27 protein-coding genes are annotated in these 25,067 nt (G+C 72.5%); 12 read left to right on the forward strand and 15 right to left on the reverse strand.

The genetic code is table 11. The features are described 5' to 3' along the window. The first annotated feature begins 56 nt into the window (after nucleotides 1-56). Genes P5P86_RS02195 through P5P86_RS02205 form a run of 3 tightly spaced genes read left to right on the forward strand, consistent with a single transcriptional unit; the run spans nucleotide 57 to nucleotide 4,790 of the window. On the forward strand, nucleotides 57-2,795 hold the full coding sequence (locus P5P86_RS02195; protein ID WP_280609644.1) for a DEAD/DEAH box helicase: 2,739 nt from the start codon (nucleotides 57-59) through the stop codon (nucleotides 2,793-2,795). Then, on the forward strand, nucleotides 2,792-3,583 hold the full coding sequence (locus tag P5P86_RS02200; RefSeq protein ID WP_280609645.1) for an SWIM zinc finger family protein: 792 nt from the start codon (nucleotides 2,792-2,794) through the stop codon (nucleotides 3,581-3,583). Before P5P86_RS02195 ends, P5P86_RS02200 begins: the two co-directional genes overlap by 4 nt. A 4-nt stretch (nucleotides 3,584-3,587) precedes the next feature. Beyond that, on the forward strand, nucleotides 3,588-4,790 hold the full coding sequence (locus P5P86_RS02205) for an MFS transporter (protein WP_280609646.1): 1,203 nt from the start codon (nucleotides 3,588-3,590) through the stop codon (nucleotides 4,788-4,790). A 20-nt stretch (nucleotides 4,791-4,810) separates the two neighbouring features. Here P5P86_RS02205 and P5P86_RS02210 read toward each other — a convergent pair whose 3' ends face one another. From P5P86_RS02210 to serS, 5 genes are read right to left on the reverse strand one after another with little or no spacing between them, the layout of a single operon-like run. Next, entirely contained in the window at nucleotides 4,811-5,389 is a 579-nt protein-coding gene (locus tag P5P86_RS02210; protein WP_280609647.1) for a hypothetical protein, read from the reverse strand. A gap of 17 nt (nucleotides 5,390-5,406) precedes the next feature. After that, nucleotides 5,407-6,198: an HAD family hydrolase gene (locus P5P86_RS02215; RefSeq protein WP_280609648.1), complete on the reverse strand. Its 792-nt coding sequence runs from the start codon at nucleotides 6,196-6,198 to the stop codon at nucleotides 5,407-5,409. Nucleotides 6,199-6,205: 7 nt separating this feature from the next. Further along, nucleotides 6,206-6,760: a GNAT family N-acetyltransferase gene (locus P5P86_RS02220; RefSeq protein ID WP_280609649.1), complete on the reverse strand. Its 555-nt coding sequence runs from the start codon at nucleotides 6,758-6,760 to the stop codon at nucleotides 6,206-6,208. Next, the gene (locus P5P86_RS02225) at nucleotides 6,751-7,644 is read right to left on the reverse strand and encodes an HAD family hydrolase (RefSeq protein WP_280609650.1); all 894 of its coding nucleotides are present in this window, start codon (nucleotides 7,642-7,644) and stop codon (nucleotides 6,751-6,753) included. Before P5P86_RS02225 ends, P5P86_RS02220 begins: the two co-directional genes overlap by 10 nt. A 13-nt stretch (nucleotides 7,645-7,657) precedes the next feature. Beyond that, nucleotides 7,658-8,944, reverse strand: a complete 1,287-nt coding sequence (gene serS, locus P5P86_RS02230) for a serine--tRNA ligase (protein WP_280609651.1) — start codon at nucleotides 8,942-8,944, stop codon at nucleotides 7,658-7,660. Nucleotides 8,945-9,033: 89 nt separating this feature from the next. Between serS and P5P86_RS02235 the strand changes: the two genes are divergently transcribed. Continuing rightward, the gene (locus tag P5P86_RS02235; protein WP_280609652.1) at nucleotides 9,034-10,602 is read left to right on the forward strand and encodes a bifunctional phosphatase PAP2/diacylglycerol kinase family protein; all 1,569 of its coding nucleotides are present in this window, start codon (nucleotides 9,034-9,036) and stop codon (nucleotides 10,600-10,602) included. 27 nt (nucleotides 10,603-10,629) lie between these two features. Here P5P86_RS02235 and P5P86_RS02240 read toward each other — a convergent pair whose 3' ends face one another. Beyond that, nucleotides 10,630-11,028, reverse strand: a complete 399-nt coding sequence (locus P5P86_RS02240; RefSeq protein ID WP_280609653.1) for a DUF4446 family protein — start codon at nucleotides 11,026-11,028, stop codon at nucleotides 10,630-10,632. A gap of 123 nt (nucleotides 11,029-11,151) precedes the next feature. On the opposite strand from P5P86_RS02240, the gene P5P86_RS02245 reads away from it, so the two are divergent. Beyond that, entirely contained in the window at nucleotides 11,152-11,964 is an 813-nt protein-coding gene (locus P5P86_RS02245; protein WP_280611306.1) for a prephenate dehydratase, read from the forward strand. Between the two features lie 11 nt (nucleotides 11,965-11,975). On the opposite strand, the gene P5P86_RS02250 is transcribed toward P5P86_RS02245, so the two are convergent. Beyond that, entirely contained in the window at nucleotides 11,976-12,770 is a 795-nt protein-coding gene (locus P5P86_RS02250) for a VOC family protein (RefSeq protein ID WP_280609654.1), read from the reverse strand. 67 nt (nucleotides 12,771-12,837) lie between these two features. On the opposite strand from P5P86_RS02250, the gene P5P86_RS02255 reads away from it, so the two are divergent. The 3 genes from P5P86_RS02255 (at nucleotide 12,838) to P5P86_RS02265 (ending at nucleotide 14,870) form a co-directional block, all read left to right on the forward strand. Further along, nucleotides 12,838-13,440, forward strand: coding sequence for a TMEM165/GDT1 family protein (locus P5P86_RS02255; protein ID WP_280609655.1), 603 nt, complete (start codon nucleotides 12,838-12,840; stop codon nucleotides 13,438-13,440). Between the two features lie 66 nt (nucleotides 13,441-13,506). Next, on the forward strand, nucleotides 13,507-13,881 hold the full coding sequence (locus P5P86_RS02260) for a Crp/Fnr family transcriptional regulator (protein ID WP_280609656.1): 375 nt from the start codon (nucleotides 13,507-13,509) through the stop codon (nucleotides 13,879-13,881). Continuing rightward, on the forward strand, nucleotides 13,878-14,870 hold the full coding sequence (locus tag P5P86_RS02265; protein WP_280609657.1) for an adenylate/guanylate cyclase domain-containing protein: 993 nt from the start codon (nucleotides 13,878-13,880) through the stop codon (nucleotides 14,868-14,870). Before P5P86_RS02260 ends, P5P86_RS02265 begins: the two co-directional genes overlap by 4 nt. A 63-nt stretch (nucleotides 14,871-14,933) precedes the next feature. On the opposite strand, the gene P5P86_RS02270 is transcribed toward P5P86_RS02265, so the two are convergent. Next, a complete protein-coding gene (locus P5P86_RS02270; protein ID WP_280609658.1) occupies nucleotides 14,934-15,863 on the reverse strand; it encodes a DUF5926 family protein in 930 nt (309 codons plus the stop codon). A 90-nt stretch (nucleotides 15,864-15,953) separates the two neighbouring features. On the opposite strand from P5P86_RS02270, the gene P5P86_RS02275 reads away from it, so the two are divergent. Continuing rightward, nucleotides 15,954-16,892, forward strand: coding sequence for a TIGR03619 family F420-dependent LLM class oxidoreductase (locus P5P86_RS02275; RefSeq protein ID WP_280609659.1), 939 nt, complete (start codon nucleotides 15,954-15,956; stop codon nucleotides 16,890-16,892). 10 nt (nucleotides 16,893-16,902) lie between these two features. Here the strand turns inward: P5P86_RS02275 and P5P86_RS02280 are convergent, their stop codons facing one another. Further along, nucleotides 16,903-17,688 carry a glycerophosphodiester phosphodiesterase family protein gene (locus P5P86_RS02280; protein WP_280609660.1) on the reverse strand — a complete coding sequence of 262 codons (786 nt, stop codon included), beginning with the start codon at nucleotides 17,686-17,688 and terminating at the stop codon, nucleotides 16,903-16,905. A 31-nt stretch (nucleotides 17,689-17,719) separates the two neighbouring features. After that, a complete protein-coding gene (locus P5P86_RS02285) occupies nucleotides 17,720-17,971 on the reverse strand; it encodes a hypothetical protein (RefSeq protein ID WP_280609661.1) in 252 nt (83 codons plus the stop codon). A 52-nt stretch (nucleotides 17,972-18,023) separates the two neighbouring features. Between P5P86_RS02285 and P5P86_RS02290 the strand changes: the two genes are divergently transcribed. Both P5P86_RS02290 and P5P86_RS02295 read left to right on the forward strand, forming a co-directional pair. Next, nucleotides 18,024-18,908 carry an Fpg/Nei family DNA glycosylase gene (locus tag P5P86_RS02290; RefSeq protein WP_280609662.1) on the forward strand — a complete coding sequence of 295 codons (885 nt, stop codon included), beginning with the start codon at nucleotides 18,024-18,026 and terminating at the stop codon, nucleotides 18,906-18,908. Between the two features lie 11 nt (nucleotides 18,909-18,919). Then, complete coding sequence (locus tag P5P86_RS02295) at nucleotides 18,920-19,246, forward strand: rhodanese-like domain-containing protein (RefSeq protein ID WP_280609663.1); 327 nt, start codon at nucleotides 18,920-18,922, stop codon at nucleotides 19,244-19,246. A gap of 14 nt (nucleotides 19,247-19,260) precedes the next feature. Here P5P86_RS02295 and aat read toward each other — a convergent pair whose 3' ends face one another. Beyond that, nucleotides 19,261-19,950: a leucyl/phenylalanyl-tRNA--protein transferase gene (gene aat / locus P5P86_RS02300; protein WP_280609664.1), complete on the reverse strand. Its 690-nt coding sequence runs from the start codon at nucleotides 19,948-19,950 to the stop codon at nucleotides 19,261-19,263. A 60-nt stretch (nucleotides 19,951-20,010) separates the two neighbouring features. On the opposite strand from aat, the gene P5P86_RS02305 reads away from it, so the two are divergent. Continuing rightward, the gene (locus P5P86_RS02305) at nucleotides 20,011-20,700 is read left to right on the forward strand and encodes an EcsC family protein (protein ID WP_280609665.1); all 690 of its coding nucleotides are present in this window, start codon (nucleotides 20,011-20,013) and stop codon (nucleotides 20,698-20,700) included. Here P5P86_RS02305 and P5P86_RS02310 read toward each other — a convergent pair. The 4 genes from P5P86_RS02310 to P5P86_RS02325 are packed head-to-tail and all read right to left on the reverse strand — an operon-like array spanning nucleotide 20,664 to nucleotide 25,015. Beyond that, on the reverse strand, nucleotides 20,664-21,878 hold the full coding sequence (locus tag P5P86_RS02310) for a hypothetical protein (protein ID WP_280609666.1): 1,215 nt from the start codon (nucleotides 21,876-21,878) through the stop codon (nucleotides 20,664-20,666). The two genes, P5P86_RS02305 and P5P86_RS02310, sit on opposite strands and share 37 nt — an antisense overlap. A gap of 1 nt (nucleotide 21,879) precedes the next feature. After that, complete coding sequence (locus tag P5P86_RS02315) at nucleotides 21,880-23,013, reverse strand: hypothetical protein (RefSeq protein ID WP_280609667.1); 1,134 nt, start codon at nucleotides 23,011-23,013, stop codon at nucleotides 21,880-21,882. Continuing rightward, complete coding sequence (locus P5P86_RS02320) at nucleotides 23,010-24,116, reverse strand: hypothetical protein (protein ID WP_280609668.1); 1,107 nt, start codon at nucleotides 24,114-24,116, stop codon at nucleotides 23,010-23,012. Before P5P86_RS02320 ends, P5P86_RS02315 begins: the two co-directional genes overlap by 4 nt. Then, nucleotides 24,113-25,015: a sterol desaturase family protein gene (locus P5P86_RS02325; protein ID WP_280611307.1), complete on the reverse strand. Its 903-nt coding sequence runs from the start codon at nucleotides 25,013-25,015 to the stop codon at nucleotides 24,113-24,115. The genes P5P86_RS02320 and P5P86_RS02325 overlap by 4 nt, the downstream gene beginning before the upstream one ends. Nucleotides 25,016-25,067: the final 52 nt, after the last annotated feature.

Raw genomic sequence — 25,067 nt, forward strand, 5'->3', positions numbered from 1 at the left:
GAGCCTCCCACCACGCGGAGATGGGGACTGTCAGGGACGGCGGTTAGGTTCTCGCCATGAGCTCGCTCTACTCCCTCGCCGGCGCGGCGGCCTTCCGGCCCGCACAGCCGCCGCGCGCTTCGGTGGTGGAGTTCGGCGGTGGCCGCACGGTCTCGATGCCGATGGCCGCAGCGATCCCGGTGCTCAGCAAGGCGCACCGCCGCGAGGACCTGCATCCCTCGGTCGCCTTGCTGACAGGTGCGGTGATGCTGGGCCTGCGACTCGTCGCGGCCGGCCGGATCGAGCCGGGCGAGGGCCTCGAGCCGGGCTGGCGCGCGGTGGTCGAGGGTGACGACCAGGACCGGGTCGCGATGCTCGCCAGCTCCAGGGCGTACGGCGAGGTCGACGTGGCCGCCGCCGAGCAGGTCGTCCGCGCGGTCCTCGACGCGGTCGCGGATGCGATGCCCCGAGCCGCGCCGACGCCCGGCACGCGCCAGCGCCGAGCCGTGAGCACCGCCCCAGCCGGGGCCGAACCGCAGGGGCCGCCTCGCGACGCTGCCTTCCAGGACCGCCTGCGTGCCCGGCTGGCCCGGCACGTGACGGCGCCCGCCGGGGCGCAGTTGCCGCAGCTGGTCTCGCTCTCGCTGCGGGTCGAGGCCGACGAGGAGGAGCTGGTCGGCGGCTCCATCCGGGTGGTTCCGCAGGCGCACGACGACAGCGACCCGTTGCACGTGGTGGACGCCGCCCGGCTGTGGCACGAGACCTGGGAGCAGCACGGCTTCGGCGACCGCGCGCGGACGCACGCCCTGGTCGCGCTGCGCGGTGCGGCGGAGGCCTGGCCGGTCCTCGACCGCCTGCTCGACCTCCCGGTGCCGGACGAGATCACCCTCGACGGCGACGAGCTCGCCAGCCTGCTCGAGGACGGGGTCGCGGCGCTCAAGGGCCGCGGGGTCGACGTGTTGTGGCCGCGTTCGCTGACCCCCGAGCTGACCGCACAGGTGGTCGTCGACCGTGCCGGTGCTCCGCAGGAGGACCTGATGCAGGACGGGCTGTTCGGTGTCGAGCAGACCTGTGCCTTCCAGTGGCAGCTGGCGATCGACGGGGTCGAGCTGACCGAGGCGGAGATGGACGCGCTCGCCACCGCCGCCGCGCCCGTGCTCAAGTTGCGAGGATCGTGGACGGTCGTCCATCCCAGCATCACCCGCAAGGCCCGCAAGCGGTTGCTGCGGCGGGTGACGGGGACCGAGGCGCTGGCCACCGCGCTGACCGGCGCGCTGCCCGAGAAGGTGGCCGAGAGCCTCGCCGAGGAGGCGCCGGCCGAGCACGTCGTCGTCGGCGCCAGCATCGGGCGGCTGCGCGACCGGGTGGCCGGCGTGGTGGAGGCGCCGTTGATCCCGGTGCCGGCCGACCTCCGCGCCGAGCTGCGCGACTATCAACGTCGCGGTCTGACCTGGCTCGCCGAGATCACCGGCCTGGGCCTGGGCGGCTGTCTGGCCGACGACATGGGCCTGGGCAAGACGATCACCCTGATCGCGCTGCATCTGCACCGGTGCTCGACCCTTGTCGGACCGACGCTGGTGGTGTGCCCCGCGAGTCTGCTCGGCAACTGGGAGGCCGAGATCGCCCGCTTCGCGCCCGGTGTGCCGGTCCGGCGGTTCCACGGTGCCGCCCGGGACCTGGACGGCGTCACGGCGGGCTTCGTGCTGACCACCTACGGGACCATGCGCCGCGATGCCGCCGCCCTGAGCGAGGTGCCGTGGGACCTGGTCGTCGCCGACGAGGCCCAGCACCTGAAGAACGCGGCCTCGGCGACCGCCAGGGCGATCCGCACGATCGGCAGCCGTGCCCGGGTGGCGCTCACCGGCACCCCGGTCGAGAACAACCTCACCGAGCTGTGGGCGATCCTCGACTGGTGCGTCCCCGGGCTGCTCGGCAGCAGGCTGGCGTTCCGGCGCGCCTGGGCCAGTCCCATCGAGGCGGGCGTGGACGAGCGGACGACCCAGCGCTTCGCGGCCCTGATCGCGCCGTTCCTGCTGCGCCGGCGCAAGTCGGATCCGGGGATCGCCCCCGAGCTGCCCGCCAAGACCGAGACCGACCACCCGCTGGCGTTGACCCGGGAGCAGGCGGTGCTCTACGAGTCGTTCGTGCGCGACTCCCTCGAGCGCATCGAGCGCGCCGACCCGATCACCCGCCGGGGTCTGGTGCTGATGCTGCTCACCGGGCTGAAGCAGATCTGCAACCACCCCGCGCAGTTCCTCAAGCAGCACAGCGGGCGGATTGCGGGTCGCAGCCAGAAGATCGACCTGCTCGACGAGCTCCTGGAGACGGTGCTCGCCGAGGACGGCGCGGTGCTGGTGTTCACCCAGTACGTCGCGATGGCGCGACTGCTCGAGGCGCATTGGGCGGCCACCGGCGTTCCCCACCAGTTCCTCCACGGCGGCACGCCGGTGGCGGAGCGTGAGCGGATGGTGCGGCGCTTCCAGGATCCGGCGGACCCGCACAGCGTCCCGGTCTTCCTGCTCTCCCTGCAGGCCGGCGGGGTCGGGCTGAACCTGACCCGCGCTGATCACGTCGTGCACGTCGATCGCTGGTGGAACCCCGCGGTCGAGGACCAGGCCACCGACCGGGCCTACCGGATCGGCCAGACCAAGCCGGTGCAGGTGCACCGCCTGGTCACCCGCGGCACCGTGGAGGAGAAGGTCGCCGAGCTGCTCACCCGCAAGCGTGCGCTCGCCGAGGCCGTCCTCGGCAGCGGCGAGGCAGCGCTCACCGAGCTGTCCGATGCCGAGCTGCGCGACCTGGTGTCGCTGACATGACGGCGATGGTCTTCCCCCAGGAGCCGCACCGCCGGTTCTCGCGGCGACTGCGGTCCTGGTGGGGCCGGGCGTTCTGGCGTGCCGTGGAGGAGACCGCCTACGACGAGCCCCAGCTGCTGCGGGCGCGCGCCCTGGCGCGGTCCGGCCGGATCGGCGGCGTGGTCGTGGACACCGGCCGGTTCGCGGCGGGGGTGGCCGAGGAGGGCGGGATCTGGACGGTCACCGGAGCGCTGCCGCCGCTGGACCAGGACGGTCACACCGCGTTCCTGGAGGTGGTCGCCGGGCGCGCGGACGCCCTGCTGGCCGGTGACCTGCCCTACGACGTGGTCGAGCACGCCGAGGAGGCAGGGGTCGAGCTGGTGCCCTACGGCACGGAGCTCGCGGTGACCTGCAGCTGCCCGCACTGGCAGCGCGCCAGCCGGCACGGGGCGGTCTGCGAGCACGCCGTCGCCGTCCTCGTGCAGGTGAGCGACCTGCTCGACCGCGACCCGCTGGTCCTGCTGCGGTTGCGCGGGATCGGTCGCGACGAGCTCGCACCGCACCGCGCCCCCGACCCCGGGCGGCACCCGCGTCCCGCGAGCGCACAGCCGAGCACGGGGCCCGGAGCGGACGTCGGCACCATCGCCCCTCCGGAGTCCCCGACGGCTTCGGGCGTGGAGGCGGACGAGGTCGAGATCGCCGTCGATGCTGCCCTGCGTGCCGCCCGGCTCCTGGCCGAGGCGGGCGCCGAGCCCGACCCCCTACCGCTCGAGGCCGGAATGGATCGACCGCCGGGAGCGGTTGAGTAGACACGTGACCACGCTGACCCCCACCGCCTCATCCGCCTCGCTGCGCGTGCTCAACGTCGTGATGGCGGTGGCCTGCGGTCTCGCGGTCGCCAACATCTACTACTCCCAGCCGCTGCTCGACCTGATCGCGCACGACTTCGGCGTCAGCGAGGGCACCGCGTCGTTGGTGGTGACCTTCACCCAGGCCGGCTACGCCCTGGGCCTGCTCTTCCTGGTGCCGCTGGGCGACCTGCTGGAGAGCCGGGCGTTGGTCACCCGGATGCTGCTGGGCACGGCCGTGGCGCTCGCGCTCGCGGCCTTCTCCCCGGTGTTCGGGGCGTTCCTGGTGATGGCGGTCCTGGTCGGCATCACGTCGGTGGTGGTGCAGATCCTGGTCCCGATGGCAGCGCATCTGGCGCCGGAGGGCCAGGAGGGCGTGTTCGTCGGCAAGGTGATGAGCGGGCTGCTCCTCGGCATCCTGCTGGCGCGCAGCGTCGCCAGTGCCATCGCCCAGTTCGTCGACTGGCGCGCCATCTACGTCATCTCCGCGGTGCTGATGGTCGTCCTCTCGGTGGTGCTGCGCCGCACGCTGCCGACCCACCGGCCGCAGCAGCGGACCAGCTACCGCGCGATGCTGGCAGGCGTCGTCGAGGTGGCCCGCGACGAGCCGGCGCTGCGTCGCAAGGCCATCGCGCAGGCGTCGATGTTCGGCGCCTTCACCGCCTTCTGGACCGCCATCGCCTACGAGCTGGTCGGCGAGCACGGCTTCAGCCAGGGCCAGATCGCCCTCTTCGCCCTGGTCGGAGCCGGTGGTGCCGCCGCCGCACCGGTGGCCGGCCGGATCGCGGACAAGGGGTACGGCGAGGTGTGCAGCGGCATCGCGCTCCTCCTCGCCTCGGCCACCTTCCTGCTCGCCGGCTTCGGCCACGGCTCGATCCTGGTCCTCGCGGTCGCGGCGGTGCTGCTCGACTTCGCCGTCCAGTCCCACCAGGTGATGGGTCAGCACGTCGTCTACGGTCTCCGACCGCAGGCCAGGGCCCGGATCAACACGGTCTACATGACCACGATCTTCGTCGGCGGGACGCTGGCCTCGCTGCTGACCGGCTTCGTGCACGCTCACAGCGGCTGGACCGGCGTGTGCTGGGTCGGTGGCCTGGTGCCGCTGGTCGGCTTCGTCGCCTGGCTCTCCGGGGTGCGCGAGCGTCGGGCCGGCCACGCGCCGGCCTGACGCCGCCGCAGCGCCGGTGCTCAGGCCTGCGAGCGCGGGGTGCGTCGGACGAACAGCAGCCCGAGCAGCCCGATCAGCACCAGCGCGACCCCCGGCGCGGCGATCCGCCGCAGCGACGCCGGCGCCCCGACCTGCGGGTGGTCGAAGGTCACCGTCGGCGGTGCCAGCGCCGCGACCACCTGCTGGCTGGCGGCCGCCACGTTCTGCGACGTGGTGCCCAGCGTGCCCGGTGCCAGCCAGCTGTGGCCGTGCGCGGTGACGAAGAACAGGTACGTCGTCCCGGGCTGCAGCGCGCCGATGCCGCAGCCGCCGCCCCGGGTGATCACGTTGACCTGGCCCGTGGCGCTGCCCTTCAGGCTGGTCTGCACCCGCACCGGATAGGTGAACCGCTTCGGCTTGACCTTGGTGTCGGTCTGTCCGGCACCCGCGAGCACGCCGGTGAACACCGCGTCGGCCTGCTGGGCGGCTGCCGCCGGAGCGACCGGCGTACAGGTGGCGGCGGCGTACGACGGGGCGGGGCTGCCCATGACCACCAGGCCCGAGAGCAGCCCGAGGACCCCGATCAGCCCGGCGAACGGGACCGGAAGGGTGCGACGCATGCGCCCATCGAACCAGATCACAGGTCGAACACCTCGGCGAGCACGCGCGCGACGCCGTCCTCCTCGTGGGACGGCGCCACCTCGCCGGCGCACTCCCGTACCTCGGGGTGGGCGTCGGCCATCGCGAACGAGCGCCCCGCCCAGGTCAGCATCGCCAGGTCGTTGGGCATGTCCCCGAAGGCGATCACGTCCTCGGCGCCGACACCCAGCGACTCGGCCACCTGCGCCAGCGTGGAGGCCTTCGTGACGCCGTACGCGCTGATCTCCAGCAGTGCGAAGGTCGAGGAGTGCGTCACGGTGGCGAGGTCGCCGACGACCTCCGCGGCCCGCTTCCAGTAGTCGTCCGGCTGCTGGTCGGGGTGCAGGCTGAGCAGCTTGAGCATCGGCCCGGCGGTCAGCTCGGACAGCTCCTGCTGGGGCGCGTCCTCGCGCCCGCCGGGGAAGCCGGGCTCGACGGCGAAGCCGTCGACCCGCTCCGCGCCGAACAGGGAGCCCGGCAGCGCTGCCCGGATCCGGGAGGCCACCTCGAAGGACGCGCCGCTCTCCAGCGCGCGGGTCATCCGCGGGATCTGCTCGGCCACGTCCCAGACCAGGGCGCCGTTGGAGACGATCGCCAGCCCGTGCGAGCCGACGTGCTCGAAGACGGGGGTGGTCCAGCGCAGCGGGCGGCCGGTCACGAAGATCACCGGCACCCCCTGCGCCTCCAGCCCGGCCAACACCTGGCGGGTGTACGGCGAGACCGTGCCGTCCTTGCGCACCAGGGTGCCGTCGAGGTCGGTGGCCACGAGCTTGGGTCTCACGGGAGCCATTGTCCCCTCACGCCGGCGGGCGGCGGTCCCCGGCGCCTCCACCGGCGATCTCTCCGGCGGCCTCTCCGGCGGCCTCTCCGGCGGGGCGGACCATCACCAGCTCGCCGTCCTCGGTGGTCCCGCGCAGCCGGGTGAAGCCGCACTTCGCCACCACCCGCAGTGAGGCCGCGTTCTCCGGCCGGATCGAGGCGCGCACCGCGATGCCCGGCTCGAGCTCGGCGAGCAGCCCCTGCAGCGCCTCGGTCGCGAAGCCCCAGCCCCAGGCCTCCCGCACCAGGCCGTAGCCGACCTCCACCTCGGCAGGCCCGTCACCGGCCTCCGGGGGGCCGAAGAAGCCGATCGAGCCCAGCACCGTCACGCCGCGGGCGATCGAGCGCGGCCCCCACGGATCGCCCTCGCGCCACAGCGAGGCGGCCGCCACGTCGTCGGGCCGAGGGAAGTCGGGATGCCACGCGCCGAGGAAGCCGGTCCTGCTGCCGGCCCTGATCGCTGCCACGTCGGCGGCCGTCCACAGCGGGAGCACGAGTCGCTCGGTGCGGATCGCCGCCAGGCTCAGAACCACTGCGAGATCTCCGCAGCCGCGCCGTCCTCCTCGACCGAGAGTGTCACCGCGTCGGCCGCCTCGAGCACCTCGGGGATGGACTGGCCCATCGCCACGGAGCGACCGGCCCAGGCGAACATCTCCAGGTCGTTGCGCCCGTCCCCGATCGCCAGGACGTCGGCCGGCTCCAGCCCGAGCCGGTCCACGACGTAGGCGAGTCCCGAGGCCTTCGAGACGCCGATCGGGGTCAGGTCGAGCCAGGCGGTCCAGCCCACGACGTAGGAGATCCCCTGCAGGCCGATGCGCCGGCCCATCTCGATGAACTCCTCGGCGCTCGCCGAGGGGTTGCGGATGATGACGCGGGAGACGGGCTCCTTGACGAGCTCCTCGACGTCCACGAGCGTCATCTCACCGCTCAGCTCACCGGGCGGAAAGTGGTCGTTGAGCCGGTAGCCCACTCCGCGCTCCTCGACCGCCACCAGCGCGGACGGCTGGTCGGCCATGATCGCCCGCACCGCCGGCCCGGCGTCGAACAGCTCCTCGTGCACCACGTCCAGCGGCGGATAGCGCACGACCACCGCGCCGTTGGAGGCGACGATCCACAGCGGGTCGGCGCCGTCGTGGGGGAGGCCCAGCAGGTCGGCGACGCGCGTCATGCCGTGCGGGGAGCGGCCGGAGGCCAGCACGATGTGGGCTCCCGCCGCGTAGGCGCGGTTGACCGCCTCCTTCACCGCCGGGCTCACCACCTCCGTGGTCGCGCCGGAGCCCTCCATCCACTTCAGCAGGGTGCCGTCGATGTCGAGCGCGATCACCTTCGGCCGCCAGCCTGCGGGCGTCGCGGACACCTCGTCGCGAACATCGCGAGGGTCCTGCCCGCCCGCCCGGTCCAGCCTCTGGTCGCTCATCGTCGCGACAGGCTCAACGGACGCCGGCGAGCGGGGTGAGGACCTCGCGGCCGAGCCACTTGCGCAGCGCCTGCGGCACCCGCACCGAGCCGTCCGCCTGCTGGTGCGTCTCCAGCACCGCCACGATCGCGCGGGTGATGGCTGTCAACGTGCCGTTCAGGGTGGCGACGGGCGTCGTGCCGGAGCCCGGGGCCGCAGCGCTCCCGCGCTGGCGGATGTCGAGGCGGCGGGCCTGGAAGTCGAGACAGTTGGAGGCCGACGTCAGCTCGCGGTACTTGCCCTGGGTCGGGATCCACGCCTCGCAGTCGAACTTGCGCGCGGCGGACGGCCCCAGGTCGCCGGCGGCGACGTCGATGACGCGGTAGGTCAGCTCGAGCTTGTCCAGGAACGCCTTCTCCCACGCGAGCAGCCGTGCGTGCTCGGCGTACGACTCCTCCACGGTGGTGTAGACGAACATCTCCACCTTCTCGAACTGGTGGACCCGGATGATGCCCTTGGTGTCCTTGCCGGCCGAGCCTGCCTCCTTGCGGAAGCAGGAGGAGAACGCCGCGTAGCGCAGCGGCAGGGCGGCGGCGTCGAGGATCTCGTCGGAGTGGTACGCCGCCATCGGCACCTCGCTGGTGCCCACGAGGTAGAGGTCGTCGCCCTCGATCCGGTAGACGCCGTCATCGACCTGGTCGAGGAACCCGGTGCCGGCCATCGCCTCCGGGCGGACCAGTGCGGGCGCTATCACCTGGGTGAAGCCGGCCTCCCGGGCCTGCTCCATCGCCAGGTTGATCAGTGCGAACTCCAGCTCCGCCCCGACCCCGGTGAGGAAGTAGAAGCGCGAGCCCGAGACCTTGGCGCCGCGCTCGAGGTCGATGGCACCCAGCAGCCGGCCCAGCTCCACGTGGTCGCGGGGCTCGAAGTCGAAGGTGGGGATCTCGCCGACGGTCTCGATCAGGACGAAGTCGTCCTCACCGCCCGCCGGTGTCTCCTCGGCCGTCAGGTTCGGGATCGCCTTGAGCGCCGTCGCCCAGGACTCCTCGGCGACGGCCTGCGCCGCCTCCGCGTCCTTGACCGCGGCCGCGAGATCCTTCACCTGGGCCAGCAGCGCTGCCTTCTCCTCGCCCGCGGCCTGGGCGACCCGCTTGCCCATCTGCTTCTGCTCGGCACGCAGGTTCTCGAAGGTGGTGATCGCGTCGCGGCGGGCCCGGTCGGCGGCCAGCGCCGCGTCGACGACCGACTCACTCGCCCCACGCTTGCGCTGCGAGGCGCGGACACGGTCGGGGTCGTCGCGGAGGATGCGTGGGTCGATCACGGGAGGAGCCTATCGGTCGCCGCCGATCCGCCGCCTCGCTGGCACGGGCGGCGTGAGCCGACCGTCCGGGGCCCGGGCATAATCGGGGCGTGCCCGCCCACCCCCGCCGCTCCGTCCTGGCGTGGGCGGCCATCGGCGCGGTTCTCTTCGTGCTGCTCGGGGTCTACGTCTCGGCGGTGAACGGCGTCCCGCCGGTGGACCGCTGGTCGGAGCATGCCGCGCACTGGGCCGCAGGCCACCGCGCGCTGTACGACCTGCTGCGGATCATCGAGCTGGTCTTCGGCGGGGTGGGGATCCTCGTCATCGCCGTGCTCGCGGGCGGTGGACTGGCACGCAGCTACCGGCGCGCGGCGATCTTCCTGCTCGGTACGACGCTGGCAGCGGTCGTGCTGCGCCGCGTCGTCGCCTGGGTCTTCGACCGCTCCCGACCCTCGTGGCAGGAGAACGCCCACCTCGTCGGCGGTCCCGGGTATCCCAGCGGCCACGTCACCTGGACGACGGCGCTGGCCGGAGCCGTCGCGGTGACCGTCGCGATGTTCGTCCGCCGCGCCGGGGTGCGCCGGGCGGCGTACACCGGACTCGCGCTCGTGGTCCTCGCCGTGGGCGCCGACCGGATCCTGCTCGGGCGGCACTATCCGACCGACGTGGTCGGTGGGTTCCTGCTCGGTGGGGTCATCGTGCTGGTCGCGCTGGCGGTCTACAGCCCCGCGCCGCGCAGCCACGCCGTGCATCAGCTGCCGCTGGTGGCCTCGGTGCCGCGCGGGCACTCGCTGCACGTGGTCCTCAACCCGATCAAGGTGGAGTCGGTCGGGCAGTTCCAGTCGATCGTCACGGCCATGGCGGCCGAGGCCGGCTGGGACCGGCCGACCTGGCACTTCACCACCGTCGAGGACCCCGGCACCGGGATGGCGGCGGCAGCGGCCGTCGCGGGCGCCGACCTGGTGATGGTCTGCGGTGGCGACGGCACGGTGCGCGAGGTGTGTGCGGAGCTGGCGGGCACCGGCATCCCGGTCGGGATCATCCCCGCCGGGACGGGCAACCTGCTGGCCCGAAACCTCTCCATCCCGCTGTATCTGCGCGCCGCCATCGATGTCGCGCTGACCGGCCAGGACCGGGCGGTCGACCTGGTCCAGGTCGGGGGCGACGGCATCGAGGACACCCACTTCCTGGTGATGGCCGGGATGGGCTTCGACGCGGCGATCATGGAGGGCGTCAACGAGGACATCAAGAAGCGCGTCGGCTGGATCGCCTACGTCCTGTCCGGGGCCAAGGCATTGATGTTCCCGCCGGTCCGGCTGGAGATCTCGGTCGATGACGGCCCCTTCACCAAGCACCGCGCCCGGACGGTCATCGTGGGCAACGTGGGCACCCTCACGGCCGGGATGCCGCTGCTCCCGGACGCGCGGATCGACGACGGCCTGCTCGACGTCGTGCTCCTGCACCCGCAGCGGTTCCTGTCCTGGCTGCCGCTGGCCTGGCGGATCCTGTCAAAGCGGCCGCACACCGACGAGCTGGTCAACCGGATGCGCGGCGCGACCGTCGTCATCCGCGCGGACCGCGACACCCCCCGCGAGCTCGACGGGGACACCCTCGGCGCCGGCCGTGAGCTGCGGATGGCCTGCCTGCACGCGCGGCTGCTGGTGCGCGTCCCGCGCTGACCCGAGCCGGGGCCACGGAGGCACGCGTCACCGACGCAGCTGGGCCAGCGCCTGCTCCTCCTCCGGCGAGAGCTGTACGTCGCAGCGCCACGCGCCGATGGTCTTGGCATAGGACCGGGCGTCGTTGCGGCCGTGGATGCTGGTCAGCAGCACGCCGTCGCCGGCGTCGTCGGCCAGGGCGAGGCTCCACGACAGGTGGCCGCCCATGTCGCCGAAAGCGTCGTAGCGCACGATCGCCAGGTGGCGCAGCGCCTGCGCGCCCTCGGCTCGCAGCGCCGCCACCTCCTGTCGCAGGCCGAGCACGTCCTCGGGCAGCGGTGCGCCAGCGGAGGTGGCCCGGGCGCGCTGCTCGATCCGCTCACGCCACAGCAGCGCCACCAGGACGAGGGCGAGGAGCGCGACGACGAGACTCAGCACGGCCAGCATGTTCGCCAACCCTAGACTCGGCGCGTGCCTCCTGCCACGACGACACAGCGCTCGACCGGACTGCGCTCGACCACGCCGGCTCGGCGCATCGCCTACCAGGGTGAGCCCGGCTCCAACTCCCACATGGTGTGCCAGCGGGAGTACCCGGAGCTGGAGTCGGTGCCGTGCGCGTCGTTCGAGGACGTGTTCGCCGCGGTCGAGGGCGCCCCGGGGATGGAGCCCATCGCCGACCTGGCGATGATCCCGATCGACAACTCGCTGGCCGGCCGGGTCGCCGACATCCACCACTTCCTGCCGACCTCGGGCCTGCACATCGTCGCCGAGCACTTCCTGCGCATCCGGTTCCACCTGATGGCGCTGCCCGGGGTGTCGCTGGAGCAGATCCGCACCGTGCACAGCCACGTTCACGCCCTGGGGCAGTGCCGCCGGATCATCCGCGAGCACGGCCTCGTGCCGGTGATCTCGGGCGACACCGCCGGTGCCGCCCGCGAGATCGCCGAGGCGGGCGACCCCACGATGGCGGCGATCAGCCCGCCGATGGCCGCCGAGATCTACGGCCTCGACGTGCTCGCCGAGGACGTGGAGGACGAGGACCACAACACCACCCGCTTCGTGGTGCTCTCCCGTGACTTCGTCCGGGCTCCGGCCGGGAACGGGCCGGTGGTCACCAGCTTCGTCTTCAACGTGCGCAACCTGCCGGCGGCGCTCTACAAGGCGCTCGGCGGCTTCGCCACCAACGGCGTGAACATGACCAAGCTCGAGTCGTACATGGTCGGCGGGAAGTTCACCGCCACCCAGTTCCTCGCCGAGGTCGACGGCCACCCCGACGAGCCCGGCTTGAAGCGCGCGCTGGAGGAGCTGGCGTTCTTCACCACCGACATCCTGCTGCTCGGCGTCTACCCGGCGAGCCCGGACCGCACCGTCGGCGAGCTGTGAGGCCGGGCCGCTCAGGCGGCCGCCGGTGACGCGCCCATCAGCCAGAACGAACCGCCCTGCGGGTCTGCGAGCATCGCCATCCGCCCCACATCGGGTACGTCGAAGGCGGGGACGACCGAGCTGCCCCCGAGCGATAGGGCGGTGGCGATGCTCTGCTCCACGTCGGCCACGTTGAAGTAGACGTTCCAGTGCGGCGGCAGCCCCTCCATCGGGGGCGGCAGCGCACCGCCGACGGCGCGTCCCTCGACCTGCAGCGTCCGGTAGGAGGCCAGCATCGAGTCCTCCGCCATCGGGGTGTCCTCCCAGGTCACGCCCAGCAGCTCGGCGTAGAAGCCGGTCGCGGTGTCGATGTCGGGGCTGACCAGCTCGTTCCAGATCGGCGTGCCGGGCTCGTTGGCCCGCTGGGTGCCGATCGCCTCGCGGGCCTCCCACAGGTTGACCCGCGCCCCGGTCGGATCCTGGATGGCCGCCATCCGGCCCAGCTCCATCACGTCGAAAGGGCGCGCCTCGACCGTGCCGCCGGCCGTCGGCACGGCGGCCACTGTCGCATCGACGTCGTCGACCGCGAGGTAGACGCCCCAGAACGCCGGATGTCCGGCCTGCTCGGGCAGCTGGACGGCGATGCCGGCGACGGTGTCGCCCTCGACCGAGACGCTGACGTAGGGGGTGCCGCCGTCCGGGGCCGGCATGTCGGTCGGCGTCCAGCCGAACAGCTCGCCGTAGAACGCCTTGGCGGCGCCCGGGTCCGGAGTGGTGAGCTCGACGTAGCAGGGAGTGCCCTGCGGATAGGAGTCGATGGTGGGCATGGGGCCAGTCCACACCCGCTGTCGGAGGAACCTCAATGGGGCGCAGGTGAAGTTCGCGCTCTAGGTTATGGCGGTGGATATCGGTCTGGTCGCCCTCGCGTTCTTCTCGATCTTCGTCGTCGAGCTGCCGGACAAGACCTTCCTGGCCACCCTGGTGCTGGCCACCAAGTACCGGCCGCTCTTCGTCTGGATCGGCGTCGGGCTCGCCTTCGCCGTCCAGACGATCCTGGCGGTGGTGGCCGGCGGCGTCGCCTCGCTCCTGCCCAAGGACCTGATCCACACCGTCGCCGGGCTGATCTTCCTGGCGGGAGCGGTGCTGCTGTTCAAGGAGGGCCGCAGTCACCAGGAGGCCGAGGGCGAGGAGGAGTACGCCGAGAAGGCGAAGCCGGCCAGCGGGATCCGCCAGATCCTGGCCGCCTTCATGGTGCTCTTCGCCGCCGAGTGGGGTGACCTGTCCCAGCTGCTGACCATCTCGCTGGTCGCCAAGTACAAGGAGCCGGTCTCGATCTTCGTCGGCTCGCTGGCCGCCCTGCTGGCCGTCAGCGGCCTCGCCGTGGTCGTCGGCAAGCAGCTCCTGCGGTGGATCTCGCTGCACCTGCTGCACTTCATCGGCGCTGCGATCTGCCTGGTTCTCGGCATCTACACGCTCGTGGAGGTTGTCGCGTCCTAGTCCGGCAGGCCATGCTTCGTGGACGTGTAACTCCGATTCACACGAACACATACCGAAGGGGCATCCGTGGGCGACACCTTCTTCTCCATGTTCACGCCGGCCGAGATCGCCAAGATCAGCGGCTCGGGCACCGTGGTGAACCTCCCGCAGGGCTGGTCGCCGATCTGGGAGGACACCCCGCCCGACAAGGCGTACATCATCCTGCAGGGCACCGTCAGCGTGCGCCGGGACGGCAAGGAGGTCGCCCAGGCCGGCCCGGGGGACATCATCGGCGAGGCCGCGATCCTCAACCAGCGGCTGCGCAACGCCTCGATCGTCGCGCTCACGCCGCTGGAGCTGATCCACCTCACCCCACAGGCGCTCCAGCGGCTCTCGGTCGAGATGCCGTCGTTCCACACCGCGCTGGAGAAGGTCGCGGCCGAGCGCTTCGGCGGTCAGTGAGCGAGGAGCCGCTCGATGGCCTCGTCGAGCTGGTCGAGGGCTACCTGCTGGGCGAGGCTCCCAGCCTGACCAGGCGGCAGGTGGCCGAGCAGGCGGGGGTGAGCATCGACCTCGCGCTCGAGCTGTGGCGCGAGCTCGGCTTCGCCCACGTCGGGGATGACGTGGTCGCCTTCGCGCCGGCGGATGTCGAGGCCTTGCGGATGAGCGCCGACCTGCGTGAGGAGGGCGTGCTCAGCGAGGACCGCCAGGCGGCGCTGGTCCGCACCTGGGGTCGCTCCTTCGCCCGCCTCGCCGAGTGGCAGACGGCGCTGCTGGTCGATCTGGCCCGGGAGCGCGAGCTGACCGACGTCGCGTCGCTGGCGATGCTGGCCGACCAGGTGCTGCCGCGCGTGGAGTACCTCCAGACCTACGTCTGGCGCCGGCACCTGCTCTCGGCCACCAACCGGGGGCTGGTCGCCCTCACCGGCGCGGCCGCGGCGCCCTCGGCGGTCTGCTTCGTCGACATCGTCGGCTACACCTCGCGAAGCAAGTCGCTGACCGAGGAGGAGCTCGTCGCCTGGCTGGAGGAGTTCGAGGACGTCTGCACGGCTCTCGTGGTCGAGCGCGGCGGCCGGGTGATCAAGACCCTGGGCGACGCGGTGCTCTTCGTCGCCGACACCGTCGTGGACGCCGCCCACACCGCCCTGGCGATCACGGCCCTCGGCGCCGACGCGGAGAGCCGGTTCCCGCAGGTCCGCGCCGGCCTCGCGTACGGCGAGGTCGTCAGCCGGCTCGGCGACGTGTTCGGACCGACGGTGAACATCGCCTCGAGACTGACCTCCATCGCCCGCCCGGACGCCCTGCTGGTGGACGAGAGTGCCGCGAGCGCGCTGCGCGAGGTGGACGGGTTCGAGGTGAAGAGCCTGCGGCGTACGTCGGTGAAGGGCTACTCGCGGCTGCAGCCGTTCGTGGTGCGTCCCGCCCGCGACCGGGGGCCGACCGTGGAGTGACGTCGTCCTCACCCGCTGGACCCGCTGGCGCGGACGTGGCAGGTGTGCCCGTCCCGCGCTGCGTCAGCGGATCGTGACCTGCCGGTTCGCGAGCCCGGCGCGCGCCGAGCGCACCTCCGGGCTCGGGTCGGTGGCATCGGCGAGCGCCGCGTCGAGGACGGCCTTGAAGGCCAGAGCCGGCTCCTCCAACGCCTCGGCGCCGGTGCCCAGGGGGAGGTCCCAGACCGGCGCCAGCAGGCCGTGGGCGCGGAACATCCCGATGAACCGCGCGCCCGGCACGATCACGTCCGCGCCGCTGACGTGCAGGCGGGCGAGGGCCGTGAGCAGGTCGTCCTCCGGTTCGGGCATCACCCAGCGCAGGTGCTCCTTGCTCCCCGTCGAGGTCCAGTACGCCGCCTCCACCGACGACAGCCGCGCGGTGGGCAGCGCCGCGGCGTTGGCCTGCTGGAGCGCCCCCTCGAGGCCGTCGCGGTCCTCGACATCGGCGATCCACCAGTCGAAGCCGTCATGCACCGTCACGGTGAGGGCGGTGTCGGTGAGGAGGTCCTGCAGCCGCGGGCCCTCACCCGGTGCCTCGGTGAGACCCACGATGCCGGACTCCTCGGCCTCCAGGGCCTTGAGCAGGACCGCGGCGACCTCGCGGGAGACGTCGCCGAAGTTGTGCTGCACCTGCAGGCCGGCCCACACCTGACCGCTGTCGCGCCGCATCGCGGGGGCGGCCAGCGGCAGCAGCGTGCCGAGCTGGACCGGGGTGTCCTCGTGGCCCTTGACGGTCAGCGGCACCGTCGCGGAGGGGACGAGCTCGCGCAGCGCCACCAGGTCGCACTCGTTGGGCAGGCCCTCGAACGGTCGAGCCACGAAGACACCGGCGCCACCCGGTGCGCCGTGGCAGGCCTTGTAGCGCTTGCCGGACCCGCAGGGGCAGGCGGCGCGGGGGCTGATCTCGCCCTCGGTCCGGGTGGGTGCGTTCTTGGTGCGGTTCTTCTTGGCCACGGGCAGACAGCCTAGAGGTCGGGCCGTGGACGCCGGTTGTCGGCGGCAGCGGGCCGCCATATTGTTTGCATCCAAACGATTGGAGTGCCGATGCCTGCTGCCCCGAGGATGCTCCTCATCCTCAGCGAGAACTGGACCCTGGCCGACGGTCGCGAGCTGCCCGCGCTGGTGCGGTGGGCCCGTGAGGCGGAGGACGCCGGCTTCGACGCGGTGATGCTCAGCGAGCACGTGGTGCTGGGTCCCGACGCCGGTGCGCACGGAGTGATGGCCAACCCGCGGGCGTACGCCGCTCCGGGCAACCAGGACCCGGCCACCCCGTGGCCGAGCTCGCTGCTGCTCCTGAGCGCCATCGCCGCCGCCACCTCGCGCATCCGGCTGGTGGCCAGCGCCGTGCTCGCGCCGCTGCGCCACCCGCTCCTGCTCGCCCGCGAGCTCGGCACGCTCGACCTGCTCTCCGAGGGCCGACTCGTGGTGCAGCCGGGCGTGAGCTGGAGCAGGGACGAGTACGCCGCCCTCGCCGTCCCGTTCGGCCGCCGTGGCAGGATCCTCGACGAGCAGCTCGCCGTGCTCGAGACGGTGTGGCGCGAGACGCCGGCGAGCTTCCACGGCGAGTTCTTCGACTTCAGCGACGTCTACCTCGAGCCCAAGGCGCACCGGCCCGAGGGGCCGCGGATGTGGTTCGGCGGCCAGCACGTGCACGGCCCGGTGCTCGAGCGGCTGGTGCGCTACGGACACGGCTTCCACCCGTTCGGCACTCCCAGCTCGGCGGACCTGGCACTGCTCCGCTCGGCGCTCACGGCCGCGGGTCGCGACCCGGACGACATCGAGATGGTCGGCGGCACCCGCGCGAGGTTCCCCGACGACGACTCCTGCGCCGACCTGGGTGAGGCGATGGCTCCGATCGCCGAGCAGATCGAGCAGGGCTTCACCACCTTCTGCGTGAAGCCCTCGCAGTTCATCGACGATCCGGCCGACCTGCCGCGGTTCCTGCGCGAGGTGATGCGGCGCGCGGAGGCGCTCGCCGGGTGACGCGCCGGGGTCAGACCATCCGCGAGAGCCGGTCCAGCATGTAGCCCGGCCGGTCGGTGATGACCGCCTCCACGCCCAGGTCGAGGCACACCTCGAGATCGGCGTCCTCGTTGACGGTCCACACGTGCAGCCGCCGGTCGTCCAGCAGCAGCCGCCGGCCGAACCGCGGGTGGTCGCGCAGCTCGCCGACGCCCGGCCCGATGATCCAGTGCGGGGAGACCATCCGCCGCAGGGTCGGCCAGTACTGCGCCCTGTCGATGAGCTGCACCAGCGGCACCGCCGGGGTGAGCCGCTCCATCCGCTGCAGCGCCGTGTAGCTGAAGGACATCACCCGCACCGGCGAGCCCGGCCGGTCCCAGCCGAACTCGGCCAGCAGCTCGGCGAGCCGGCGCTCGGTGAGGCCGCCGTACCGGGTCGGGTGCTTGGTCTCGATGGCGAGCTCGACGCGCCGGTCGTAGTCGCGCACCGTCTCCAGCAGGGTGCGCAGGGTGAGCACCCGGTCGAGCCGGTCGTCGCGGTCGGGCTCCTCCTGGGGCCGGTCGGGCTGGCCCTTCTTCCAGGTGGCGAAGTTGAGCTGCTCGAGCTCGGACAGGGTCATCTCGGAGACGAGCCCCTCGGTCTGCGCGGTGCGGCGCAGGGTGCGGTCGTGCACGCAGACGAGGTGACCGTCCGAGGTCAGCCTGATGTCGCACTCGAGGCCCTCGGCACCGACGTCGAGCGCCTCGACGTACGCCCCGAGGGTGTGTTCGGCGATCTGCTCGCTGGCGCCGCGGTGCGCGACGACCTGGGGCCTCATGCCACCTATTGTGCTGGCGCGCCGGTGGTGCTCAGTGGAACCCGCCGGTGAGGTTCGTCAGCGTGATGAACAGCACGAAGACGACCGCCCCGAGCACCGCCCCGAAGCAGCCGAACGTCAGTGCCGTCCACTCCCGGCGACGACCGCGTACGACGAGGGTCACCAGCGCTGCGACGCCGAGCAGCGCCCCGAGGGGCCAGACGAACACGCACACCAGGAAGGCGACGAACGCGAGCGGGATCGCCGGCGCCCACTCCACATGGCTCTGGTCGGGCTGGTTCACGCGGGAGATCTTAGGCAGCCCCCGCGTGCGGGCCGCATCTAGACTCGGGGCCATGCCGGAGCTGCCCGAGGTCGAAGCGCTCGCCCTCGACCTGCGCGGTCGACTCCACGACCGGGCGATCACCACGATCCACCTCGCGCAGTTCAGCGCGCTCAAGACCTTCGACCCGCCGCTGGCGGCGCTGGAGGGGACGCTCGTCGACGACGTGACCCGGCACGGGAAGTTCCTCGACATCGAGGCCTCCGGGATCCACCTGGTCATGCACCTGGCCCGCGCCGGCTGGGTGCGCTGGCGCGACGAGGTGCCGACCATCCCGCCGAAGCCGTCGCCGAAGTCGACCCTCGCCGCGCGGGTGGTGCTCGATCCTTCGACGGGCTCGGGAAGCGTCGCCGGCCTGGACGTCACCGAGGCCGGCACCAAGAAGTCCCTGGCCCTGTACGTCGTCCGCGACCCGCAGGACGTTCCGGGCATCGCCAGCCTCGGTCCCGAGCCGATGGCCGAGGCGTTCACCCAGGACGTGCTCGCCGGCATCCTGAAGGAGGCCGGCCGCAAGCAGCTCAAGGGCGTGCTGCGCCACCAGGGCACCATCGCCGGGATCGGCAACGCCTACTCCGACGAGATCCTGCATGCGGCGAAGATGTCGCCGTACAAGCCAGCCGACTCGCTCTCCGAGGAGGAGCTGGGGACCCTCTACACGGCGCTGCGCACCACCCTGTCCGATGCCGTCGCGCGATCGAGCGGCCTGGCCGCCAGCGAGCTCAAGGGCGAGAAGAAGTCGAACATGGCCGTGCACGGCCGCACCGGGCTGCCCTGCCCGGCCTGCGGCGACACCGTCCGCGAGGTCAGCTTCGCCGACTCCTCCCTGCAGTACTGCCCGACCTGCCAGACCGGCGGCAAGCCCCTTGCCGACCGCCGGATGTCCAAGCTGTTGAAGTAGGAGTCGAAGAAATGAGCATCCCCACCGTCGAGGTCACCGGCGTCCCCGACCCGATCCCGGTACCGGTCCTCGACGTCCGCGAGGACTTCGAGTGGCAGGCCGGCCACATCGACGGCGCGCTGCACATCCCGCTCTCCGAGCTACCGGCCCGGGTCGGCGAGGTCCCCGACGGCCAGTTCCTGGTCACCTGCAAGGTCGGCGGCCGCTCCGCCCAGGCGGTGGCGTGGCTGACGGCGAACGGCCACGAGGCCGTCAACCTCGCCGGCGGCATGCTCGACTGGGCCGCCGCGGGCCGGCCGATGGTGAGCGAGAACGGTCAGACCCCGACCGTCGCCTGAGCCCGCTGACGCACTCAGCCCAACGCCGACGGCGACTCCAGCGCCACGTCCAACAGCTCCAGGTACTCCACCCGCGGCACCTCCACCACCCCCAGCGACGCCAGGTGCGCCGTCTGCCACTGCACGTCCAGCAGCCGCGGCCCCGGAGCCGCCGCGAGTGCTCGCGCGAGGCCGACCAGGGCGGCCTTGGACGCGTCCCGGGCGCGGTGGAACATCGACTCCCCGGCGAACAGCCCGCCGATCTCGACGCCGTACAGTCCGCCCACCAGCTCCCCATCGCGCCACGCCTCCACCGAGTGCGCCCAGCCCAGCCGGTGCAGGTCGGCGTACGCCTCGAGGATGTCCTGGTTGATCCAGCCGCCCTCGCGTGTGGGGTCCGCGCAGGCGCGCACCACGTCGACGAAGGCGGTGTCGAGGCGGATCTCGAAGTGCTTCATCGACTTGCGCAGCGAGCTGGTCACCCGCACCCCGCCGAACTCCTCCTCGGCGTCCAGCGGGAGCACGCCGCGCTGGGTCGGCGAGAACCACAGCAGCTCGCCGGGCAGATCGCCCGGCATGGGGAAGAGCCCGAGCCGGTACGCCGCCAGCAGCGTCCCGGCCTCCAGATCGGCGCCCACTGCCACCATGTCGTCGACCTGCGCCTCCAGGCCGGGGGAGCGCAGATCGGGCAGGATCCACGGCGTCGGGGCGGGCTCGATCGGCACGGCCACGAAACTACCGCGCGCGGCGCAGGGTGGTTGGGACGCCTTCCTAGGATCGAGGCCATGGTGCAGTCGAAGAAGGTAGCCGCCTCCCTAGGCACCGCCCTGGCGCCGAAGGTGATCGGCTGGGCGCCCGGGGTGACCAGCTCGTTCGTCCTGCACGCCCTCAACCGCGCCATCGTGGGTGTCGGGCCGCTGCCCGGCGCCGCGGAAGCGGCGGACAAGCAGCTGGAGGAGCAGCACGGCGACAGCGCCAAGGCGGTCCACGAGGTGATCGAGAACCACGTCACCTACGCCGGCGCCGGCGGCTTCGTGACGAACATCGGCGGCCTGGTCACGGCCGCCTTCACCATTCCGACGAACATCACCGGGCTGGCGCTGATCCAGTGCCGGATGGTGGCGGGCATCGCCCACCTGCGCGGCTACGACCTGGAGGATGCCCGCACCCGCCATGCGATCCTCGCCTGCATCCTCGGTCGGGATCGGGTGGATGCGCTGGTGAAGGCGAAGCGGCTGCCGGCACCGCCGATGGCCCTGGCCACGGCGCCGGTCACCGACCCCGAGCTCGACCGCCTGATCCCCCCGCTGGTCGCCTCGGAGATGGTGGCGCGGATGGCGGGCAAGCGGCTGGCCGTCACCGTGGGGCGCAAGATCCCGGTGGTCGGCGGGGTGGTCGGTGCGGGCGCCGACGGCTACGTGACCTGGCGCGTCGGCCGCTACGCCAGCCGCGAGCTGCTGCCCCGGGCTCGGTAGTAGGCGTCCAGCACGCGCTGACCGGTGCGGCCTCGGGTGAGCAGCCGGTAGAGCCGCTCCTTGAGCCGGTAGACCGGGTTCATCCGCGCTCGCGCCAGCTGCCCGTGCAGGTCGGCGATCTCGGCGTGCAGGCGGGCCTCGTTGGCGCGCCACCGGCCGACGTCGTGGACCAGCGCCACGATCGAGGCGGCCGCCGCGTCGACGACCTGGTCGAGGTCGGGGGCGTCGGGATCGGAGAACGCCGCGGGTCGCTCGCCGCTGAGCTCGGCCAGCGACCCGACCACGTCGTACCCCTGGCTGCTCAGCTCCTCGACCCAGCGGTCGGTGAGCTCGGAGATCCACGGGAACGCGGTGGGAGGCAGCGCCAGCCGGGGTGAGCCGGTGCGGGCCGAGAGCGTGCGGTGGGCGAGCACCTCGCGGATCAGCTCGCGGTAGTCGGCGGGCTCGATCTGGTCGTTGGCGCGCAGGTTCACCTGGCGCAGAAGGTAGGTCTCGGGGACGCCGAGGGAGACGTTGGCGCGGTCGGTGCCGAGGTCGAGGTCGAGGCCTGCGAGCCCGAAGGTGGTGACGAACCGCTCCCAGAGCAGGTCGCGCGGGCTTCCCGGCGGCGGCACCGTCACCAGGTGCACCCGGTCGGCGGGCAGGTCGTGGCGCCACCGGTCGACGATGTCGGGCAGCTCCTGCACCGCCCAGAACCAGGATGCGATGATCCCGCTGCGGCTCTGCTCCTGCAGCTCGGCGAGGAAGTCGGCGTAGGACGTGGTGGTGCGGTGCTTGATGTTCTCCTGCCACTCGGCCGGGATCTGGCGCACCAGGTCGCGCACGGACAGGACCAGGTGCACCTCGGTCGAGCCGTCGCCGTGCCCCAGCGACGCCAGCGCACGCCGGGTCTGGGCCGGCGTGGCCCGGGCGAGGATCTCGTGGCTGACGATCGCCGTGCCGTCGAACGCCCGGACCTCGGCGGCGAGCCGGTCCCATGCGCCGACGGCCTGCTCCTCGAGCCCGCCCCAGGGCAGCCGCATCAGGTCGAGCGCCGCCAGGAAGTGCGCGTCGAAGCGGTCGGCGGGGTAGAGGATCCCGTGCTCCTCCAGCAGCGGACGGTTGCGGAAGCACACGTCCTGCAGGTAGGTCGTACCGGTCTTCGGGGTGCCGACGTGCAGCAGCACGCGTCTGGCCACGTCAGGCTCCTTCCACCCGGGAGTGGGGGTCGTTCTCCAGCAGCGTCCGGAGTGCGAGCGTGAGCACCGCCTCCTCCGAGGGCGAGCCACCCGCGCGGCCCGAGGCATCCGGGGCAGCGGCGGCGCCAGGCCCGCCGAGGACCAGGGCCGGATCGCCGAGCACAGCGTAGTCGCCGCCGGTCAGCTCCTCGTGCACCAGCCGGGCCCGCCGGGCGACCCAGCCCTCGAACCGCTGCGGCAGCGCCAGCGGGGCGCCGGGGACCCGCGCCAGCCGGGGGACCAGCCCGTGCAGCATCAGCTCCTCGCGGTGGCCCGGACCGGCGAACAGTCCGACCAGCGGCGAGATCCGTCGAGCCAGGTCGAGCGCGTCAGCGGCCAGGACCGGTGGCCGCGGCAGCGCCAGGTCCACGCCCAGGATCGAGGGCACCAGAGCCGGATCCGTGACGATCCGGACGTTCTCCGGACCGACCCGGCGCGCCCACCAACGCGCCTGCCGGGCCAGGTCCGCGCGTGCGGGCAACCGGTCGGCGCGTCGCAGCTTCCGCAGCCAGGCCTCCCAGCCGGCGGCGCCGTCGACGAGGCTCCGCCTGGTCCAGGCGTCGATCAGCATGCCGCCCAGGTCGCGCCCGACCAGGTAGGTCACGGCTCGGCCGCCGCCCGGCGGGTAACCGTGCCGGGCGAGCTCCGCCCGCATCGGTACGGCGAGCCACGGGTCGCCGCTGAGCTGGTACCGCACCCGTCGGATGCGCGGCCGGCGCCCGGCCGGGCGCTGCGGAAGCCCGGTGCGGACGACGTCCTCGGCCAGCAGCCCGGTGAGCACGCGGAGCAGCTCCGTGGTCGGGAGCTCGGCGGGATCCACCGGCGGCGTGCCGAAGCGGACGTGCGGCTCGCCGAGCAGGCCGAGGTCACCGCGACCGCGGCCGACGAGGTCACCGGCCAGCACGCGGTCGACGAGGGTCGGCGAGGGTCGGCCGACCTGGTTCAACCGGCGCAGTGCCTCCAGCTGCTGGGCGCCGGGGATGTCGGCTGCGTCGGCCGGGGCCGGCGCGGTGTCGGGCATCTGGGCGCAGAACGCCCGCCACGGCGTGGTGCCCCCGCTGCGCAGGTGGGCCACCCAGGCGACGGACCGGCTCACGGGCCCACCAGGCGCTCGCGAGCCCGCTTCACCTTCGCGCCCAGCGTGAGGTCGGGGTCCTCGCGCCGAGCGGCCTCGGCGGTCATGGCGGCGAGCGCGTCCAGGGCTGCCTGCAGCTGGAGCCGCGGCCGGACCCGGTCGGGGTTGTGCCAGGTCGTGTCGGGATCGGGCGCCGGCGGTCTCAGGTCGTCGAGGTCCCCGATGACGTCGATGCGGCTCTGCTGGGCCCACTCGATCCAGCGCTCGCTCACCTCGGCGACCCAGGGGTGCAGGGCGGGCGGCAGCCGGACCCGGTCGCTGTCCCGATGCACCAGCACGTCCTCGGCGAGCATGACCCGGATGAGGCGGTCGTAGGTGCCGCCGGGCCGCTCCGAGCGCTCGAGCCGCCGGTTGAGCCGGCGGATGACCTGGGTCTCGGCCATCCCCAGTGAGCGGTTGGACCGGGCGCCCTCGCGCGGTGCCCAGGCGGGGTCGAAGCCGCAGGCGGCGGCGAACCGCCGCCACAGCTCGTCGCGGGGTACGGCGGTGTGCACGCCCGGCACGGTGACGAGATGGATCCGCTCCGGCGGCAGGTCAGCACCCCAGGTCGTCAGCACGGTGGGGAACCGGAAGACCCGGTAGAACCACATCTTCTCGGCCTGGAAGCGCTTCAGGAAGTTCTCGAAGGTCCAGCGCTGTCCCTGCTTGATGCCCTCCTGCCACGCCGCGGGAAGCTGGCGCGCCAGGTCGCGGGCGGTGTAGACGACGTGCAGCTCGGTGGACTCGCCGACGTCCAGGTCGCGCCACAGCCGGGCGACGTGCTTGGGCTTGGCGTCGGCCAGGATCTCGTGGCTGAGGATGAGGGTGCCGCTACTGCGCCGGACCCGGCGTACCAGCGCGTCCCACGCGCCCTCCGAGCGGGCGATCGGCCCGCGCCAGTCGGTGCGGCCGAGCAGGTCCAGCGCGGCGCGGAACTGGAAGAGGTTCGGCGTGGCCAGCGGTCCCCGGGTGAGGTAGTGGACGTCCAGCTCGGCCAGGGCGGCCATGTTGGCGGTCAGTCGGTTCTGCAGGTACGTCGTCCCCGTCTTCGGGGCACCTACGTGGACATAGAGCCGGCGCCTCATGACTGGATTGTGCCAGCGGCCCTGCGAGCGGTGGGCTGCCAGCCCGGTGGGCGGAAGAGGTAGCCGAGGCGGTCGCGCCAGGTCCGAGCCGCGCGGACGTCGCGCCACAGGGCGGCGTAGGCGCCGTACTGGAGCGTGAGCAGGCGGTAGGTCCCGACCTGCGTGGTGAGGCCGTAGCGGGGGCGGTGCACCTCGGGCTGGAACGTGCCGAACATGCGGTCCCAGATGATGAGGATGCCGGCGTAGTTCTTGTCCAGGTAGAGCGGATCGGAGCCGTGGTGGACGCGGTGATGCGACGGCGTGTTGAAGATCAGCTCGATGGGCCGCGGCAGGGTGCCGATCGTCTCGGTGTGCACGAAGAACTGGTAGACGAGGTTGATCGAGAACGCGACGTAGATGCCGACCGGGGAGAAGCCGAGCAGCGGCAGCGGCAGGAAGAAGAAGAACTCGAACCAGGGGTTCCACTTCTGCCGCAGGGCGGTGGCGAAGTTCATGTACTCCGAGGAGTGGTGCGCCTGATGGGCCGCCCAGCCGACCCGGGCGCGGTGCACGAACCGGTGGTTCCCGTAGTAGGCGAGGTCGACGGCGAGGACGCTGATCAGCACGCCCCACCAGGTGCCGGGCACGTGCCAGGGGGCGAGGTAGGTCCAGATCCCGATGTAGACGACGAACATGACCACCTTGATGAGGGTCGTCGTCGCCAGCGAGCCGATGCCCATCAGGATCGAGGTCCGAGCGTCGCGGGCCAGGTACCCGGTCCGGCCGCGCTCGCCGTCGGTGACGGCCGACCAGGCGTTGTCGTCGTGGTCGAGCCACCTCAGCGCTGCGAGCTCGATGAGCATCGCCAGGACGAAGAAGGGGACCGCGTAGGTGATCGGGTTGTGCATCGGATCCAGCATCTCGCGCACGACGGTGACCTCCGTCTCGATATGACCTTTGGGTAAGTTACCC

The organism is Nocardioides sp. BP30 (assembly GCF_029873215.1).
GTDB lineage: Bacteria > Actinomycetota > Actinomycetes > Propionibacteriales > Nocardioidaceae > Nocardioides.